The organism is Acidovorax soli (assembly GCF_014207955.1).
Classification (GTDB): domain Bacteria; phylum Pseudomonadota; class Gammaproteobacteria; order Burkholderiales; family Burkholderiaceae_C; genus Acidovorax; species Acidovorax soli_A.
On sequence record NZ_JACHLK010000027.1, the window covers coordinates 1 to 15,825 of the forward strand.

A 15,825-nucleotide genomic window follows, 5' to 3' on the forward strand; every position below is an offset into this window, starting at 1 on the left:
GACGCAGACAGCGGGGCGCTGTTTCTTTGCCTACTTTCTTTTTGCGCAAAAAGAAAGTAGGTGCGCCGCCGGGCGCACATCCCGGCCTCCGCCCTCAACCAAAGCACGCAACTAAAAAGACCCCAAAACTCAACGAACCAGCGCAGCCACAAAAAGCCACCCGCCAGCCGCTATGCTTAGCGCCCCGCTGCAAATCCCCTCCTCTTGTGCCCCACCCATGCCACCGCGCCTGATCCGCTTCAACAAGCCCTACGGCGTACTCAGCCAGTTCACGGCCGAGGGCAAGTGGCAGGGCCTCAAGGACTACATCGACCAGCCGGGCGTGTACGTGGCCGGGCGGCTCGATGCCGACAGCGAGGGCCTGCTGCTGCTCACCAGCGACGGCCCCCTGCAGGCCCGCATTGCCGACCCGCGCTTCAAGATGGAAAAGATCTACTGGGTGCAGGTGGAGGGCCTGCCCAGTGAAGACGCCCTGGCGCAGCTGCGCAGCGGCGTGCAGCTCAACGACGGCCCCACCCGGCCTGCGCGCGCCCGCCTGCTGGAGCCGCCACCGGCCATTTGGGAGCGCACGCCGCCCATCCGCGAGCGCAAGGCCATTCCCACCGCCTGGATCGAGCTGGCCATCCGCGAGGGGCGCAACCGCCAGGTGCGGCGCATGACGGCGGCCGTGGGCTTTCCCACGCTGCGGCTGGTGCGCGCGGCCATCGGGCCCTACACGCTGGACGGCCTGGCCCCGGGGGCCTGGGCCGAGCAGGCCGTGTTGTAGCCCCGGCCTGCCGGCTCCACTCCACCCCAACAAGACATACCAAGGGTATTCCCGCTTCTTCTATAGTCCTCTAGAGAACTATAGTTATCGGCATGAGTTCCTCCCAGCACCTTGCTTTGGTTGACGCCTCCTCCGGCATGCGCCGCTATGCCGCGCTGGCCAACGCCCTGCGCGCCCGCGTGGTGGCCGGCGAATGGCCGCCGGGCAGTGCGCTGCCGTCCGAGAACCTGCTCGCTGCCGAGCACCAGGTGGCCCTGGGCACCATGCGCCGCGCGCTGGAGCTGCTGGTCGAGCAGGGGCTGATCGAGCGCATCCACGGCAAGGGCACCTTTGTGCGCCAGGGCATCGCGGGCGGGTCCATGCTGCGCTTCTTCCGCTTTGGCGGCGGCGGCAGCGAGGTGCCGCAGTCGCGCATCGTCCAGCGCCAGAGCGTGGCCGCCACCACCGCCGTGGCGCGCGGCCTGGGCGTGGCACCGGGCGAGCCGGTGCTGCGCCTGCTGCGCCTGCGCCTGCTGGCGGGGCAGCCCTGCCTGCTCGAGGAGATGTGGTTGCCGCTGGACCTGTTCGCACCGCTCACCGAGGGCGATCCGGCCGGCTGGGACGACCTGCTCTACCCGATGTTCGCGCGCCGCTGCGGCGTGCATGTGCACCGCGCCGTCGACCAGATCGGCTTTGGCGTGCTCACCGCCCCCCAGGCCGCCCACCTGCGCCTGCAGGCCAGCCACCCCTGCGTGGTGGTGGAACGCAGCGCCTACGACCTCACGGGCCGCTGCGTGGAGTGGCGCAGCACACGCGGCGATGCCCACGCCTTCCACTACCAGGTCACGATCACCTGACCCCGCCAACCGCAGGAGCACCGCACCATGACCATCTTTGCCCCCTCTTCCCGCCTCTCCCGTCGCCGGCTGCTGCAGGCCGCAGGCGCCACCGTGGCCGCCCCCTGGCTCGCGGCCGGCCATGCGGCCACGGTCGCAGGCGGGCGGCCGATCACCCTGGTGGTGAGCTACCCCGCCGGCGGCGGCGCCGACCTGATCGCGCGCATCGTGGCGCCGCGCATCGCCGACGCGCTGGGCCAGAGCGTGGTGGTGGAGAACAAGCCCGGCGCCAGCGGCCAGCTGGCCGCCACCCAGGTGGCGCGTGCCACACCCGATGGCAGCACGCTGCTGCTCGACGCCTCGTCCTTCGCGGTGAACCCCTCGCTGTTCCCCAAGCTGCCCTACGACAGCGCCAAGGCCTTCACGCCGCTGGCGGTGCTGGTGACCTTTCCCAACGTGCTGGTGTGCACACCGGGCTTCGCAGCCAAGTCGGTCAAGGACGTGATCCAGATGGCCAAGGCGAAGCCTGGCGAGCTGACCTATGCCTCCTCGGGCAATGGCTCGGCCCAGCACCTGGCAGGCGCCATGTTCGAGGGGCGCGCGGGCGTGCAGCTGCTGCACGTACCCTACCGCGGCGGCGGCCCGGCCATGACCGACGTGATGGGCGGGCAGGTGCCGCTGTTCTTTGCCAACGTGGCCTCGTCGCTCGGCCACATCCAGGCCGGCAAGCTGCGCCCGCTGGCCGTGACCAGCATGGTGCGCGCCCGCTCCCTGCCCGAGATCCCCACCATGGCCGAGGCGGGCGTGCCCGGCTACGAGGTGCTCGAATGGAATCCGCTGTTGGCCCCGGCCGGCATGGCCGCCGACACCAAGGCCACCCTGGTCGCCGCCGTGCGCAAGGCCCTGGCTGACCCCGAGGTGCTGGGCCGCGTGCGCCAGCTGGGCGGCGATGTGTTCGCCGACGCCACGCAGCAGACCGCGGGCAAGTTCATCGCCGCCCAGCAGGAGCAGTGGGCCAAGGTGGTGCGCGAGCGCAAAATATCGGTCGGCTGAGTTCTGAGCGCGCACGCTTCGTGCATGCGCAGTCCACTGCAATGGCTTCCTCTCCCCCTTTGACCCCACTTTCCCCGGCCTTGCCTTCGGGCTGGGACACCCATGTGCACGTGTTCGACCGTGCGGCCCCGGCACAGGCCGGGCACTACGAGCCCGTGCACCGTCCGCTGGCCGATATCGAGGCGTTGGCGGCTGCGCATGGCGTAGGCCACCTGGTGCTGGTGCAGCCCAGCGTGTACGGCACCGACAACCGGGTGCTGCTCGATGCGCTGGCCCAGTCCCCGGGCCGCCACCGCGGCGTGGTGGTGCTGGACGGCACCGTACCCGACGCCGAACTCGACCGCATGCACGCCCTGGGTGTGCGCGGCGTGCGCTTCAACCTGGTCTCGCCCGTGGGCAACGGGCCCGAGACCATGCAGGCCCTGGCCCCGCGCCTGGCCGAGCGCGGCTGGCATGTGCAGTGGTACGCCAACCCCGAAGACCTGGCCACCATCGTCCACCTGCACCAGGGCACGCCCGTGGCCTGCGTGCTCGACCACCTGGCCGGCCTGCATGCGCTGCTCCCCTCCGATGACCGCGCCTGGCAGGCCCTGGCCAAGCTGGCCGGGCAAGGCGCCTGGGTCAAGCTCTCGGGCTGGTACCGGCTGCAGGCCAGCGCCCCCTACGGCCTGCTGCACCCGGCCATCGCACGCGTGGCCGCGCACATGGGCGAGCGCCTGGTCTGGGGCTCGGACTGGCCGCACACGTCCTTCGCCCCCGACGCGTTGCCGCGCTATGCCAGCGTGTGGGAGCCGGTGGTGAATGCGCTGGGCCACGAGGCTGCGCTGCGCATCCGCGATGCGGGGGCGCGCCTGTACGCCTGAAGTGAAACACCCCCTGAGTCGCTTCGCGCCTCGGTGCCACCGCCAGAGGCGGTGGCCCTTCGGGCACGTCCAAGCCTGCGCAGGCAGGCTTGGAGCCGCGGCCCTCAGCCCCTCTCTCGACCCGCTGCGAGTCGGGAGGGGGACGCCCCCAGTGCACGCAAGCGAAGCGCCGCCTGAGCGGCTTGGCGGCCCTTGCACGGGGGCACTGGCCTTGGCCGCGCCAGTTTCATGCGTCACGGGTGGCGCGAAGCGCAATGAACAACTGATACGACGCCTTGGGCGCCTCTGCCTATTCGTTGGCCTGGGCAGCCTCGTCGATCACCAGGTAGCGCCGCACCAGGTCGAAGAAGCTTTCGTAGAAGGTGTCGGTGGTGATGGTCTCGCTGCCCACGCGCACCAGCGATTCGCTGCTCGACGAGAACGGCAGCGACACCGAGCCGATGGCCCCCACGCCCAGGCTGGCCGAGTTGTTGGTCTTGCGCAGCGCAAAGCTGTCCTGGATGGCGGTGACAAAGCCCAGGCTGATCTTGCCCGTGGGCGACTCGGGCACGCAGACCACGCGGATCACCATCTGCATGTGTGTCTCGGTCCCGGGCTGGAAGTTCTTCTTGCCCTCCACCAGCTCGGCCGAGCTGGTGTTGATGATGTAGCCCTGGCTGAGCAGCGCACGGCGCGATGCCTCACAGGTCTGCGCCGGCGTGGCATCGAACAGGCGCGAGTACGTGGCCAGCGAGCCGAACTTTTCCTGCGGCGCCTGGGGGCCCTGCGGGCCGGTGGGCAGGGCGGCGCAGCCGGCCAGCAGCAACGCGGCCGCACCGGCCAGCGCCATGGCCAGGGGGCGAAAAGAGCGGGACAACAAGGGCACGGCAGTGCGAAGGGGCAGACCCAGGGGCATCGGCGAAGTCAAAGGCGGCACTCCGAAAAGGCAGGCATCGGCAGGCGGGTGTCGCTGTGAGACCCGCGGCGGACCGGTGGTTCCCCGCATTCTAAAAATGAAATTCGTCGGTGGGATGGCATTCCCATGTCCGGTGTCAAATGGACCGCCAGCCTGCCCGACCCTTGCCACATGATGCCATGCCGCTCTCATTTCGATAGCCTGCGAGCCCCTCCACGCGATGATTGGTGGTGATTGTTACAAATCCATTCCCAAGCGGCATGGCGCCATGCTGCACAGCAGCACAGTTACACATTCCGACATACAAAAAACCAATTACTACAAATACACTACACGCCATTGGGCCGGCGGCACCCTATGGGAGGGGCCGAACGAGCAGCCCGGGAGGACCGCGCCAGCGTGCGCGGTGAAGGACGAACTACGTGAACACCAAAGCCGGACCATCATCGCTTTCGCTGTCCCTGGAACCCATCGAAAAGGAAGGCGCGGCCGCCGCCGCTCCCTCTGCCGCCACCGGACGCGTCTGCGCCCGTTGCAAATACACCCGCCAGCCCGGCGATACGGCCCCCGACTGGCAGTGCCCCAGCTGCCACGTGGCCTATGACAAGGTAGACCCGCCCAAGCCTCCAGAGCCCAAGGCCGCCGAAGTGCCGGCCCCGGCACCCGCCCCCTATGTCGGCAAGGCCGCCCGCGCTCGCGCAGCCGCGGCAGAAGCGGCTGCCGCCGAAGCCGAAGCCAAGAAGAAGGCCAAGGCGCGCAAGAAGGCCCAGCGCGAGCTGCCCGTGACCTGGATCGCGCTGGCGCTGGCCGTGGCCATCGGCGTGGGCCTGGTCGGCTGGAAGCACCATGCCGACAAGGTCCGCGCCCAGGAGCGCGCCGCCAAGGCCGAGGCCGATGCCCGCGCCGCGGAAGTCGCGGCCCAGAAGGCCGCCCAGGACCAGCAGGCGCGCATGAAGGACCTGGAAAAGCAGGCCCGCCGCAGCAGCGAGGGCCCCGAAGCGGTGAAGGAGTTGCAGGCCCTGGCCGAAAAGGGCGACCAGCGCGCCATGCTGGTGCTGGGCACCACGCTGCGCGATGGCCGTGGCGTGCCCAAGGACCCTGAGCAGGCCGTCCAGTGGCTGACCAAGGCATCCAATGAAGGCTATGCCCTGGCCAGCGTGCAACTGGGCTACAGCTATGAGCGCGGCCTGGGCGTGACCCAGCAGGCCGAACAGGCCGAAAACCTGTACCAGCGTGCTGCGCGCCAGGGCGACCCCGCCGGCCTGTACAGCCTGGGCCTGCTGTATTCCACCGGCCTGGACAACGTGGGCCGCCGCCCTGTGGCCGCCCACATGCTGCTCGACCTGGCGCAGCGCGCGCACAAGGAGCAGCAGCAGGACGATACGCTGGTGCCACCCAACCGCGGCGCCTTCTGGGCGGCTGGCACCCTGCGCCGCCTGGCGCCCAGCATGAGCATCGTGGAAGTGGCCGAGGCCAAGCGCCTGGCCGATGCCTGGAAGCCGGGCCAGCCGTTCGGCTTCTGACGCCCCCTTTGCTTTGGAGGGACGGGTCTAAAACCGACCTGCCAAGCGGCAGATTACCGGCAGATACACGCGCCGGGACGCGGCACGGGTACAGTGCAGGGCTTTCGCGGACGCGGCGCCAGCAGGCGCAGCGCCCGCGATGCTGCTTTTTCCCTGTTCTCCCGCCCCTTTCCTTCCGGTTCCCCCATGTCCAACCTCATCGTCCACGGCGGTACGCCCCTGCGTGGCCGCATCACCCCGTCCGCCAACAAGAACGCCGTGCTGCCGGTGCTGTGCGCCACCCTGCTCACGCGCGAGCCGCTGCGCCTGCACGGCGTGCCCGACATCACCGACGTGCGCAAGATCCTCGACATCTTCCGCATGCTGGGCAGCAGTGTGCAGATGGACCAGGCCACGGGCACGCTGAGCCTGCACCACGAGCACACCGTGTTCGACCCCGCGCAGCACCGCCTGCCCGAGGAGATGCGCTCATCCATCATGCTGATCCCGCCGCTCTTGGCGCGCTTCGGCGTGGCGCGGCTGGAAGACAACGTCAAGGGCTGCACCCTGGGCGTGCGCGAGATCGACCCGCATGTGGAAGTATTCCAGCGCTTTGGCGGCACCGTGGAGCGCGCCGAAGGCTCGCTGCTGGTGCGCAGCAGCCACAACAGCAAGGGCGGCACGCTCACCCCCACGGACCACTGGCTGGACTACGCCTCGGTCACCACCACCGAGAATTTCGTGCTCTGCGCCGTGGCGGCCAACGGCACCTCCACGCTGACCAACGCGGCCTCGGAGCCCCACGTGCAGGAGTTCTGCCGCTTCATGGTGATGCTGGGTGCGCGCATCGACGGCATCGGCACCTCGCGCATCACGGTGCAGGGCGGTGCGGCGCTGGGCGGCGGCGAGTTCCGCTTCGATGAAGACTTCCACGAGATCACCACCTTCCTGGCGCTGGGCGCCATCACGGGCGGTGATGTGATCGTGCGCAACAGCGCGCCGGGCAACTTCCCGCTGATCGACCGCACCTTTGCCAAGTTCGGCGTGGTGGTCACGCACGAGGACGGCTGGTCGCGCGCGCACTGCCCCGGCCCGCTCAAGGTGCAGACGCCGTTCACGAGCAATGTGCTGACCAAGGTCGAGGCCGCGCCCTGGCCCTACTTCCCGGTGGACCTGCTGCCCATCTTCATTGCCCTCGGGGTGCGTGCGCAGGGCAACTGCATGTTCTGGAACAAGGTGTACGACGGCGCCCTGGGCTGGACGGGCGAGCTCTCCAAGTTCGGCGCCCATGTGTTCTCGTCGGACCCGCACCGCCTCATCACCTTCGGCGGCAACCCGCTGTCTCCCGCGCTGGTGGAGAGCCCCTACATCATCCGCGTGGCCATCGCCCTGTTCATGGTGGCGGCCAGCATCGAGGGGCGCTCGGAGATCCGCAACGCTGCCCCCATCCGCCGCGCCCACCCGCGCTTTGTGGAGAACCTGCGCAGCCTGGGTGTGCAGGTGGAGTGGACCAGCGAGGAGTAGACCTTCCCTAGCGGCGCCGGAACCAGAGCACCAAGCCGAGGAAAACCACGCCCGTGAGAACGGGCGACCAGGACATGAGCAGCTCCAGCCAGGTGGACTTGCGGATGCCCGACCAGACCTCGACCTGCACGCGGTCGATGCGCAGGTTGCGCGAGGACTCGAACTCCAGTTGCGGCGCGGCCTTGCGGTCCTCCTTGAAGCTCACGGCCTTGCTCGCGCCCACCATGCTCACGGGCTGGCCCGCACGCGCGCCCTTGTGCACCAGCTCGGGCAGAAAGGACACGGGCGAGGGCCCGTCGAACTGCAGGCCGGTCTGCCAGCGCGAGCCCGCATCGCCATCGGCCAGCGCCACGCCCGAGACCTTGACGACGATGGTGAACGGGTTCTTGCTGGTGGGCAGCGACAGCTCGTCGCCGCGCCAGCGCTCGGTGGCCGCATAGATGCCCTTGCCCTTCTCGCCAGGCGTCTGGGCCTGCTTTTCCTGGAAGCGCTGGAACTTCGCCAGTGTCTCGGGCGACAGGTCGTAGATCTTCTCCAGGGTCTTGCCATAGGCGCCGGCCTCGTCCTTGGCCTGCACGGAAGGCAGGGCCGCCGCCAGCACCAGCACCGCCACGGCGCCCCATCGCCACACCTTGCCTGAATCGGCGGCACAGGTCACATCACGCATTCGAACACTCCCCTCTTGCACTGTTGTCGTTCGTTGTGGGCGCAGCCGCTGTGCAGCGCGCAGCCCGGAGTGTAGGAGACAATGCGCAGCCCTTTTTCCAGCCCTGCCCCGCCCCATGCCCCTGCCTGCCGCCCTGCTCTGCCTTGTGGTCGCCATCAGCGACGGCGACACCCTCACCGCCCGCTGCGGTGCGCCGGGACGCTACGAACAGGTGAAGGTGCGCATCGCAGCCATCGATGCACCCGAACGCAAGCAGGCCTTCGGCCAGAAGGCGCGCCAGCACCTGGCGCAGATGTGCTTCAAGCGCCAGGCGTCGCTGCAGCCCATCGAGGAGGACAGCTATGGCCGCACCGTGGCCAATGTGCGCTGCGGCGGCACCGACGTGGCCACGGCCCAGGTGGCGGCCGGCCTGGCCTGGGTGTACACCCCGTATGCGGAACACCACCCCCACCTGCCACCGCTGCAGCGCAAGGCGCGCGCCCAGGGCGAAGGGCTCTGGGCGCAAAAGCGCCCCTTGGCGCCGTGGGACTACCGGCACCGGCACCAGAAACCCTACGGCAACTCCTGAACCCCGCTACCGCAGCAAGGCCAGCACCCCCTGCGGCAGCTGGTTGGCCTGCGCCACCATGGCCGAGCCGGCCTGCTGTAGGATCTGTTGGCGCGCGAGCGTGGCGGTCTCCACCGCAAAGTCGGCGTCGAGGATGCGCGAACGGCTGGCCGAGAGGTTCTCGCTGCTGTTCTGCAGGTTGGCCATGGCCGATTCGAGGCGTGATGCCTGGGCGCCGATCACGGCGCGCTGGCCATTGACGTAGTCGAGTGCGCGGTCCACCGCCACGATGGCCTGGGCGGGCGACTTGGTCACGTCCAGGGTGCTGCGCAGCCCCAGGGCCGACAGGCCGATGGCACCCACGCGCGTCTCCATGGTCTGGTTGGCGTTGGCGCCGATCTGGAACACCTTGCTGGTGGTGGAGCCGCCCGACTTGGCAATGCTCTCGAAGCTCTCCGCGAAGCCGGTCAGCACGTCGGTGCCGGAGCGGCTGCCGCTGTTGGGCACGGCGCCCGTGGCATTGCGCTCGGGCCCGTTGTCCACGTCCAGCCCGCCGATGGCGCCGGTATCGGCGTTGTTGAGATCGAACCCTCCGATGAAGGCGGCGCCGTTGGCGGCGTACTGCGTCTTGAAGTCGGCAGCGCTGGCGAACTGGCCTTGCGAGGCATTGGCCAGCGCCTGGTCCAGCGTGGACCCCGGGTTGGCGCTCATGTAGGTGAGCACATCCTTCACACCCGCACCGCCTGCGCCCTTGATGCGGCTGTGCATGTAGCGCACGGCGGCGTAGCTCGACGAATAGAACTCGCTGGTGTTGGAAGGCCCGTTGATCGCCGCCACCACGGCGGCCGTGCCCAGGTTGGCGACATCGCCGCGCACGCGCTCGTCGGCACCCTGGATGAATTCGGCCGTGCCTTCGGCGAACCACAGGTTGTTGCTGGTGATGTCCTGCCAGTTGGTGCTGCGCGCCATCACGGCGTGCGCCATTTCGTGGGCGATGATGCGGTCGTTGTAGTAGGGCGCATTGCCCCCGTCGGGCAGGTTGGGCGGCACGAAGTCGGCCATGTCCACCTGCAGCGTGAGGTTGGTGCCCCGGCCCTGGCCGTCAAAGCCCGTGGCCTGCACATAGGCGGCCACGTTGCCCGCACCATCGGTGAAGCCCGTGAACCTCACCGAGAGCGCCGCACCGTCGGCGGTGAGGCCGAAGTACTTGCTGATGAGCGTCTCGCTGCTCTCCAGCCAGCTGCCCACGCTGGTCATGCCGTCGAACACGGCCAGTTGGTCGGCATCGCCCACCACGCTGGCCCGGCTCGGGTCGAACACGTTCATGCCGTTGAACTGCGCGCTCACGCCCGTGCGGTCGATCTCCGAGGCAAGCTGCGATATCTCGGCCTGGATGGCCTGGCGGTCACTGGCGCTGTAGGTGCCGTTGGCAGCCTGCACGGCCAGCTCGCGGATGCGCTGCAGGTTGGCCGTGACGTTGGACAGCGCCCCCTCCGCCGTCTGCAGCATGGAGATGCCATCGTTGGCATTGCGTGCGGCCTGGTTCAGGCCGCGGATCTGGCTGGTGAAGCGTTCGGAAATGGCCAGGCCTGCCGCGTCGTCCCGGGCGCTGTTGATGCGCAGGCCCGAGGACAGCCGCTCGATGGATGTCGCCAGCTTGCCCTGCCCCCCACTCAGGTGGCGTTGCGCGCTCAGCGAGAACACATTGGTGTTGATGGTCAACGCCATGGCATGCCCGAAACAGGAACTCCTGACCGAACAGGCAGGGCTGCGCACGCGCCGCCACTGCCAGGGCTGGCCCCATGCCGGCCCTTTCTTTCCCGGTTATCGGCGGATGTAACAGGAACTTTCGGGTTTTTTTCAACAACCTCCCCAACCGCCCGCCAACCAGTCTTCAGCAGGCCCGCCGCAAAGCCGGTAGCATCGAGCCCTCGGTAGAAACCCTTATTCCCTGATTCCGCGTGGGGATTCGGGGCTTTCCACAGGCAACCCCCTCCCGCGCCCGCCATCCCACCCGCTCCGTGTCCCAACCGTCCCCGACCTCCCCCCCATTGCCGGCAGGCCAGCCCTCGGCCAGCGTCTACCGCCACTCCGGCTTCCTGGCCTTTCTGTCCGCCCGCCTGATCGCCGTGTTCGCCACCCAGGTGCAGGCCGTGGTGGTGGCCTGGCAGGTGTACGACCTCACGCGCGAGCCGCTGGCCCTGGCCTACGTGGGCCTGGCGCAGTTCCTGCCCATGCTGTGCCTGCTGCTGCCGGCCGGCGACCTGATCGACCGCTTCGACCGCCGGCGCATCCTGGCCCTCAGCTGGGCCGTGGGCGCCGTCTGCAGCGGCCTGCTGTGGTGGCTGTCGGGCCATGGCGCCACCGGGGTCAACGGCATCTATGCGGTGCTGGTGCTGTTCGGCTGCGCGCGCGCCTTCTCGGGGCCGGCCATGCAAAGCCTGCTGCCGCAGATCGTGCCGCGCGAGCAACTGGCCCAGGCGATTGCCGCCAACAGCATGCTGATGCGCGCGGCCAGCATCGGCGGGCCGCTGCTGGGCGGCGTGCTCTACGCCATCGGCGGCGGCGAGCTGACCTACGCGCTGTGCTTCATCTGCTTTGCGCTGGGTGCGGCGCTGCTGGCACGCGTGGCCGTGCCCTACGCCACGCCCCCTGCCGCAGCGCAAGGCAGCATGTGGCAGCGCTTTGGCGCGGGCATCGGCTTCATCCGCTCGCGCCCCATCATCCTGGGCACCATCTCGCTGGACCTGTTCGCCGTGCTGCTGGGCGGCGTGGTGGCGCTTCTGCCCATCTATGCGCACGAGGTGCTGCACGTGGGCCCGGCCGGCCTGGGCGCGCTGCGCAGCGCCATGGCCGTGGGCGAGGTGGGCGCGGGCCTGTACCTGAGCATGCGGCCCTTCAACCGCCGCGTGGGCTCCACCATGTTCATCGCAGTGGCCATCTTCGGCGCGGCCAACCTGGTGTTTGCGCTGTCGACCTGGTTCTGGCTGTCGTTCGCAGCGCTGCTGGTCGCGGGGGCGGCCGACATGGTGAGCGTGTACATCCGCGGCGCACTGGTGCAGTTTTCCACGCCCGACGCCATGCGCGGGCGCGTGAATGCGGTGAACATGCTGTTCATCGGTTCCTCCAACGAGCTGGGCGAGTTCCGCGCCGGCACCAGCGCGGCCTGGCTGGGCGTGGTGCCCGCTGCCGTGCTGGGCGGCCTGTGCACGCTGGGCGTGGTGGGCGCCTGGGCGCTCGCCTTCAAGCCACTGCGCAAGGTCGACAAGTTCGAGGAAGCGGCGCAGGCGCGCTGAGCGGCACGCCTTTCGCACACAAATGCTCACAACCCTGCGCGCATTTGTTTCGCGCGGGTAAAAGCCGCCCCAGGCCCTTGCCTTGCCGGTGCGGCAGGCGCAGCATGGCAAGCCTGCCTCAGGATGGATGCCGCCCCATGCGCCAAGACCGCCTCGCCACCCCGCCCCGCCCCGCGATCAGCCGCCGCCATTGGCTGGCGCTGGCCGCCCTGGGCGCTTCGGCCAGCGCCTTGCCGGCCTGGGCCGCCGCGCCCCTGGCGCAAGCCGACATCCCCGACGACGCCCTGCGCGCCCGGCTGCTGGACCGCATCACCTGGGGCTGCACCGCCCAGGGTGCACAGGCCATGGCCGCCATGGGCGCCCAGGCCTGGCTGGCCGACCAGCTGCGCGCGCCCGCCGACGCACCGCTGCCGGCCGCTGCCCAGGCCCAAATCGATGCCATGGCCATCAGCCGCACCCCGTTCGAAGCCCTGGCCCTGCAGATGGAGCAGCGCCAGCGCGACGCCCGTGCCCTGCCCACCGAAGAGGAGCGCAAGGCCGCGCTGGAGGCCTGGCAGAAGGACATGCGCAACCTGCAGCGCGAGGCCGGCCAGCGCTTCGTGCTGCGTGCGCTGTACTCGCCCGCGCAGTTGCGCGAGAAGATGACCTGGTTCTGGATGAACCACTTCAACGTCTTTGCCGGCAAGGCCAACCTGCGCGCCGCCGTGGGCGACTACGAAGAGCGCGCCGTGCGCCCGCACGCGCTGGGCCGGTTTCGCGACCTGCTGGGCGCCGCCACGCGCCACCCGGCCATGCTGCGCTACCTGGACAACGCCCAGAACGCCGCCGGCCGCATCAACGAGAACCATGCGCGCGAGCTGATGGAGCTGCACACCCTGGGCGTGGGCGGCGGCTACACCCAGCAGGACGTGCAGGAGCTGGCCCGCGTGCTCACCGGCGTGGGCATCAGCCTGCGCCCGCTGGACGACGAGCCCCCGCGCATGAAACCCGCGCTGCGCGCCCACTACGTGCGCCAGGGCCTGTTCGAGTTCAACCCCCAGCGCCACGACTGGGACGCCAAGACCCTGCTGGGCCAGCCCATCCGCGCCCAGGGCCTGGCCGAGCTGGATGAGGCCCTGGACCGGCTGGCGCGCCACGGCGCCACGGCCCGCTTCGTCACGCGCAAGATGGCCGTCTACCTGGTGGGCGACACGCCGCCGCCCGCCCTGCTCGACACCCTGGCCCGCACCTTCGAGCGCAGCGATGGCGACATCGCCGCCGTGCTGGCCGCACTGTTCCAGTCCGCAGAGTTCCAGGCCTCGCTGGGCCAGCGTTTTCGCGACCCCGTGCAGTACGTGCTGGCCGGTGCGCGCCTGGTGCATGGCGAACAGCCGGTGCTGGCCAGCACCGACCCGCTGCTCGGCTGGCTGCAGCGCCTGGCCGAGCCGCTGTACGGCCGCGCCACGCCCGACGGCTACCCGCTCGACGCCGCCACCTGGTCGGGCTCGGGCCAGATGAGCACGCGCTTCGAGGCGGCCCGCGCGCTCGGTGCAGGCATCGCCGGCCAGGGCCAGCGCATGCCGCCCCCGGTGCTGGCGCAGACGCCCTACCTGCGCCAGATCGATGCCACGCTGGCACCGGCCACGCGCGCTGCCTTGGTCCAGGCGACCACGCCCAGGGAGTGGAACTTGTTGTTCCTCTCGTCCCCTGAATTCATGCACGGGTGAAGGAGTTCTCGATGCTGCGACGCCACTACCTGCAAGCCCTGGGCGCCAGCGCCCTGGGCCTGGCCACCGCCCGGGTGGCCGCCGCCCCGCGCGCGGGCGATGCGCGCCTGCTGCTGGTCTTTCTGCGCGGCGGCTACGACTGCGCGAGCCTGCTCGTGCCCACAGGCAGCAGCTTCTACTACGAGAGCCGGCCGAATATCGCGATTGCCCGACCGGGGCAGGAGGGCGGCGCGCTGGAGCTGACCAGCGACTGGGGCCTGCACCCGGTGCTGGCCGATTCGATGCTGCCGCTGTACCAGCGGCGCGAACTGGCCTTTGTGCCCTTTGCGGGCACGGACGACCTCTCGCGCAGCCATTTCGACACGCAGGACAGCATCGAGCTGGGCCAGCCCCTCACCGGGCGGCGCGACTATGGCTCGGGCTTTCTGAACCGGCTGGCGGCCGAGCTGGGGGCCCGGCGCGAGACGCCCTCACCCATGGCCTTCACCAGCACCCTGCCCCTGGTGCTGCGCGGCACGGTGGACGTACCCAACACCGCGCTGGCCGCTGCGGCAGGGGGAAAAGCCGGCGTGGACGAACGCCAGGCCGGTCTCATCGACATGATGTACCGCAGCACCCGCCTGGCCCGCCCCGTGGCCGAGGGCTTTGCCACCCAGGGCGAGGTGGCGCGCAGCATGCAGGGCGAGATGGACGCCGCCAGCCGCAATGCGCTGAGCACCAAGGGCTTCGAGGGCATGGCACGGCGCATGGCGCGGCTCATGCAGACGCGCTACCACCTGGGCTTTGTCGACGTGGGCGGCTGGGACACGCATGTGGGCCAGGGCAATGCCACGGGCGCGCTGGCCAACCGCTTCGAGGAACTGGGCCGGGGCCTGGCTGGCTTTGCCGACGAGATGGGTACCGCTGCCTGGAAGAACACCGTGGTCGTGGTGGTCAGCGAGTTCGGCCGCACCTTCCGCGAGAACGGCAACCGCGGCACCGACCATGGCCACGGCACCGTGTTCTGGGTGCTCGGCGGCGGCGTGGCGGGCGGGCGCATCGCAGGCGAACAGCAGGCGCTGACCGCCACCACGCTGTTCCAGAACCGCGATTACCCGGTGCTCAACGACTACCGCGCCGTGCTGGGCGGGCTGTTCGGGCGCATGTACGGATTGAACGCCACGGCGCTGGCTCGGGTGTTTCCGGGCGCACGCGCAACGGACTTGCGCCTCGTCTGATCAGGCGTTCAGTACGCCCGACATCAGCTCGGGCAAACGCTCGATCTTCATCTTGAAGCCGCAGGCCTGTGCATGGCCGCCGCCGCCCATGCTTTCGGCCAGGGCAATGCAGTCGAAGTTGCGCTGCGAGCGCAGGCCCGCCTTCACGCCCTTGGCGCCCGCGCTCCACATCAGCGCGAAGGTACCGGTCTTGGCCGAGAGAATGTCGCCCACCAGGCTGTGGAACATGCCGGGCGCGTTGACCATCAGGCCCTCGATGCCGTTGAACACCAGGGGCTGGGCCCCCTCGGCGATGTCGGCGCAGAGCTTTCGGTACTTCTCGTCCATGGCCGAGCCGCGCGCCATGAAGGTCTGCAGCTGCTCGGGCGTGAAGGACACGATCTCGCGCCAGCGACCGAAGCTCTGCTCCTCCATGTCCAGCGCCGAAAGAAAAGCCGCGCTGTCGGGGAACTCCCATTTCCAGATATCGCGGTCTTCCACGTACTGCAGCAGCGCCGGCACGGGCGTGTGCGGGTGAAAGAACTCCCAGGCCAGGCGCGCGCCCGACTTGTCCATGTCGAAGTGCACCACGCCGCAGCGGCAGGCAAAGCCGGTGAGCTTTTCGGCCGCGCTCTTGTGGTGGTCCAGCATCACCAGGCGTGCCGCGCGCGCGTCGATGGCCGACAGGATCTCGGCCGAGAACGAGAAATCGAGGATGTAGACCGAGCGGCCTTCGAGCGCCGGCAGGTCGTCCACCGACTGCACGTCGCCATGGTCCAGGCCCACGTACTCGGCCTTGTCACCGTAGAACAGCCAGGCGGCCAGCGCGGCGCCAAAGCCGTCGGGGCAGCCGCGGCCGTGGTAGAGCACCAGCGGCGAAGGGTCATTCACATCGGGGGCAACCAGCAGTTGCAGGGGCAGAATCGTTTTTTTCATTGCTGCCAATTGTCGCCGGGCTGCCAGCCGGGGGGAACCAATACATTGCAAGCGGGCTC

General features: G+C 69.5%; 14 protein-coding genes. 10 read left to right on the forward strand and 4 right to left on the reverse strand.

Annotation, left to right across the window (positions count from 1 at the left end; genetic code table 11):
* Nucleotides 1–217 precede the first annotated feature (217 nt).
* From HNP48_RS33415 to HNP48_RS33430, 4 genes are all read left to right on the forward strand, one after another.
* Nucleotides 218–766 carry a pseudouridine synthase gene (locus tag HNP48_RS33415; protein ID WP_184865589.1) on the forward strand — a complete coding sequence of 183 codons (549 nt, stop codon included), beginning with the start codon at nucleotides 218–220 and terminating at the stop codon, nucleotides 764–766.
* A gap of 92 nt (nucleotides 767–858) precedes the next feature.
* On the forward strand, nucleotides 859–1,602 hold the full coding sequence (locus tag HNP48_RS33420) for a GntR family transcriptional regulator (protein ID WP_184865591.1): 744 nt from the start codon (nucleotides 859–861) through the stop codon (nucleotides 1,600–1,602).
* Between the two features lie 27 nt (nucleotides 1,603–1,629).
* Nucleotides 1,630–2,634, forward strand: a complete 1,005-nt coding sequence (locus tag HNP48_RS33425; protein ID WP_184865593.1) for a tripartite tricarboxylate transporter substrate binding protein — start codon at nucleotides 1,630–1,632, stop codon at nucleotides 2,632–2,634.
* Nucleotides 2,635–2,675: 41 nt separating this feature from the next.
* The gene (locus tag HNP48_RS33430) at nucleotides 2,676–3,497 is read left to right on the forward strand and encodes an amidohydrolase (RefSeq protein ID WP_184865595.1); all 822 of its coding nucleotides are present in this window, start codon (nucleotides 2,676–2,678) and stop codon (nucleotides 3,495–3,497) included.
* Nucleotides 3,498–3,786: 289 nt separating this feature from the next.
* Here the strand turns inward: HNP48_RS33430 and HNP48_RS33435 are convergent, their stop codons facing one another.
* The gene (locus HNP48_RS33435) at nucleotides 3,787–4,326 is read right to left on the reverse strand and encodes a DUF2242 domain-containing protein (RefSeq protein ID WP_260420483.1); all 540 of its coding nucleotides are present in this window, start codon (nucleotides 4,324–4,326) and stop codon (nucleotides 3,787–3,789) included.
* Nucleotides 4,327–4,814: 488 nt separating this feature from the next.
* Here HNP48_RS33435 and HNP48_RS35745 point away from each other — a divergent pair, with 488 nt between their 5' ends.
* Both HNP48_RS35745 and HNP48_RS33445 read left to right on the forward strand, forming a co-directional pair.
* Nucleotides 4,815–5,915 carry a tetratricopeptide repeat protein gene (locus tag HNP48_RS35745; protein ID WP_184865599.1) on the forward strand — a complete coding sequence of 367 codons (1,101 nt, stop codon included), beginning with the start codon at nucleotides 4,815–4,817 and terminating at the stop codon, nucleotides 5,913–5,915.
* Nucleotides 5,916–6,101: 186 nt separating this feature from the next.
* A complete protein-coding gene (locus tag HNP48_RS33445) occupies nucleotides 6,102–7,418 on the forward strand; it encodes a UDP-N-acetylglucosamine 1-carboxyvinyltransferase (RefSeq protein ID WP_184865601.1) in 1,317 nt (438 codons plus the stop codon).
* A 7-nt stretch (nucleotides 7,419–7,425) separates the two neighbouring features.
* Here the strand turns inward: HNP48_RS33445 and HNP48_RS33450 are convergent, their stop codons facing one another.
* Complete coding sequence (locus HNP48_RS33450; protein WP_184865603.1) at nucleotides 7,426–8,085, reverse strand: hypothetical protein; 660 nt, start codon at nucleotides 8,083–8,085, stop codon at nucleotides 7,426–7,428.
* A gap of 115 nt (nucleotides 8,086–8,200) precedes the next feature.
* On the opposite strand from HNP48_RS33450, the gene HNP48_RS33455 reads away from it, so the two are divergent.
* Nucleotides 8,201–8,653 carry a thermonuclease family protein gene (locus tag HNP48_RS33455; RefSeq protein WP_184865605.1) on the forward strand — a complete coding sequence of 151 codons (453 nt, stop codon included), beginning with the start codon at nucleotides 8,201–8,203 and terminating at the stop codon, nucleotides 8,651–8,653.
* A 6-nt stretch (nucleotides 8,654–8,659) separates the two neighbouring features.
* On the opposite strand, the gene HNP48_RS33460 is transcribed toward HNP48_RS33455, so the two are convergent.
* Nucleotides 8,660–10,360 (reverse strand): flagellinolysin, encoded by a 1,701-nt coding sequence (locus HNP48_RS33460; protein WP_184865607.1) that lies wholly within the window; start codon nucleotides 10,358–10,360, stop codon nucleotides 8,660–8,662.
* Nucleotides 10,361–10,653: 293 nt separating this feature from the next.
* Here HNP48_RS33460 and HNP48_RS33465 point away from each other — a divergent pair, with 293 nt between their 5' ends.
* From HNP48_RS33465 to HNP48_RS33475, 3 genes are all read left to right on the forward strand, one after another.
* A complete protein-coding gene (locus tag HNP48_RS33465) occupies nucleotides 10,654–11,928 on the forward strand; it encodes an MFS transporter (RefSeq protein WP_184865609.1) in 1,275 nt (424 codons plus the stop codon).
* 137 nt (nucleotides 11,929–12,065) lie between these two features.
* Complete coding sequence (locus tag HNP48_RS33470; RefSeq protein ID WP_184865611.1) at nucleotides 12,066–13,634, forward strand: DUF1800 domain-containing protein; 1,569 nt, start codon at nucleotides 12,066–12,068, stop codon at nucleotides 13,632–13,634.
* An 11-nt stretch (nucleotides 13,635–13,645) separates the two neighbouring features.
* Nucleotides 13,646–14,851: a DUF1501 domain-containing protein gene (locus tag HNP48_RS33475; protein ID WP_184865613.1), complete on the forward strand. Its 1,206-nt coding sequence runs from the start codon at nucleotides 13,646–13,648 to the stop codon at nucleotides 14,849–14,851.
* On the opposite strand, the gene HNP48_RS33480 is transcribed toward HNP48_RS33475, so the two are convergent.
* The gene (locus tag HNP48_RS33480; protein WP_184865615.1) at nucleotides 14,852–15,766 is read right to left on the reverse strand and encodes a DHH family phosphoesterase; all 915 of its coding nucleotides are present in this window, start codon (nucleotides 15,764–15,766) and stop codon (nucleotides 14,852–14,854) included.
* Nucleotides 15,767–15,825: the final 59 nt, after the last annotated feature.

What these genes read in the sequence shown, in the direction of transcription:
- HNP48_RS33415 (WP_184865589.1), top strand. Translation starts at nt 218, where the DNA reads ATGCCACCGCGCCTGATCCGCTTCAACAAGCCCTACGGCGTACTCAGC.
- HNP48_RS33420 (WP_184865591.1), top strand. Translation starts at nt 859, where the DNA reads ATGAGTTCCTCCCAGCACCTTGCTTTGGTTGACGCCTCCTCCGGCATG.
- HNP48_RS33425 (WP_184865593.1), top strand. Translation starts at nt 1,630, where the DNA reads ATGACCATCTTTGCCCCCTCTTCCCGCCTCTCCCGTCGCCGGCTGCTG.
- HNP48_RS33430 (WP_184865595.1), top strand. Translation starts at nt 2,676, where the DNA reads ATGGCTTCCTCTCCCCCTTTGACCCCACTTTCCCCGGCCTTGCCTTCG.
- HNP48_RS33435 (WP_260420483.1), bottom strand. Translation starts at nt 4,326, where the DNA reads ATGGCGCTGGCCGGTGCGGCCGCGTTGCTGCTGGCCGGCTGCGCCGCC.
- HNP48_RS33445 (WP_184865601.1), top strand. Translation starts at nt 6,102, where the DNA reads ATGTCCAACCTCATCGTCCACGGCGGTACGCCCCTGCGTGGCCGCATC.
- HNP48_RS33450 (WP_184865603.1), bottom strand. Translation starts at nt 8,085, where the DNA reads ATGCGTGATGTGACCTGTGCCGCCGATTCAGGCAAGGTGTGGCGATGG.
- HNP48_RS33455 (WP_184865605.1), top strand. Translation starts at nt 8,201, where the DNA reads ATGCCCCTGCCTGCCGCCCTGCTCTGCCTTGTGGTCGCCATCAGCGAC.
- HNP48_RS33460 (WP_184865607.1), bottom strand. Translation starts at nt 10,360, where the DNA reads ATGGCGTTGACCATCAACACCAATGTGTTCTCGCTGAGCGCGCAACGC.
- HNP48_RS33470 (WP_184865611.1), top strand. Translation starts at nt 12,066, where the DNA reads ATGCGCCAAGACCGCCTCGCCACCCCGCCCCGCCCCGCGATCAGCCGC.
- HNP48_RS33475 (WP_184865613.1), top strand. Translation starts at nt 13,646, where the DNA reads ATGCTGCGACGCCACTACCTGCAAGCCCTGGGCGCCAGCGCCCTGGGC.
- HNP48_RS33480 (WP_184865615.1), bottom strand. Translation starts at nt 15,766, where the DNA reads ATGAAAAAAACGATTCTGCCCCTGCAACTGCTGGTTGCCCCCGATGTG.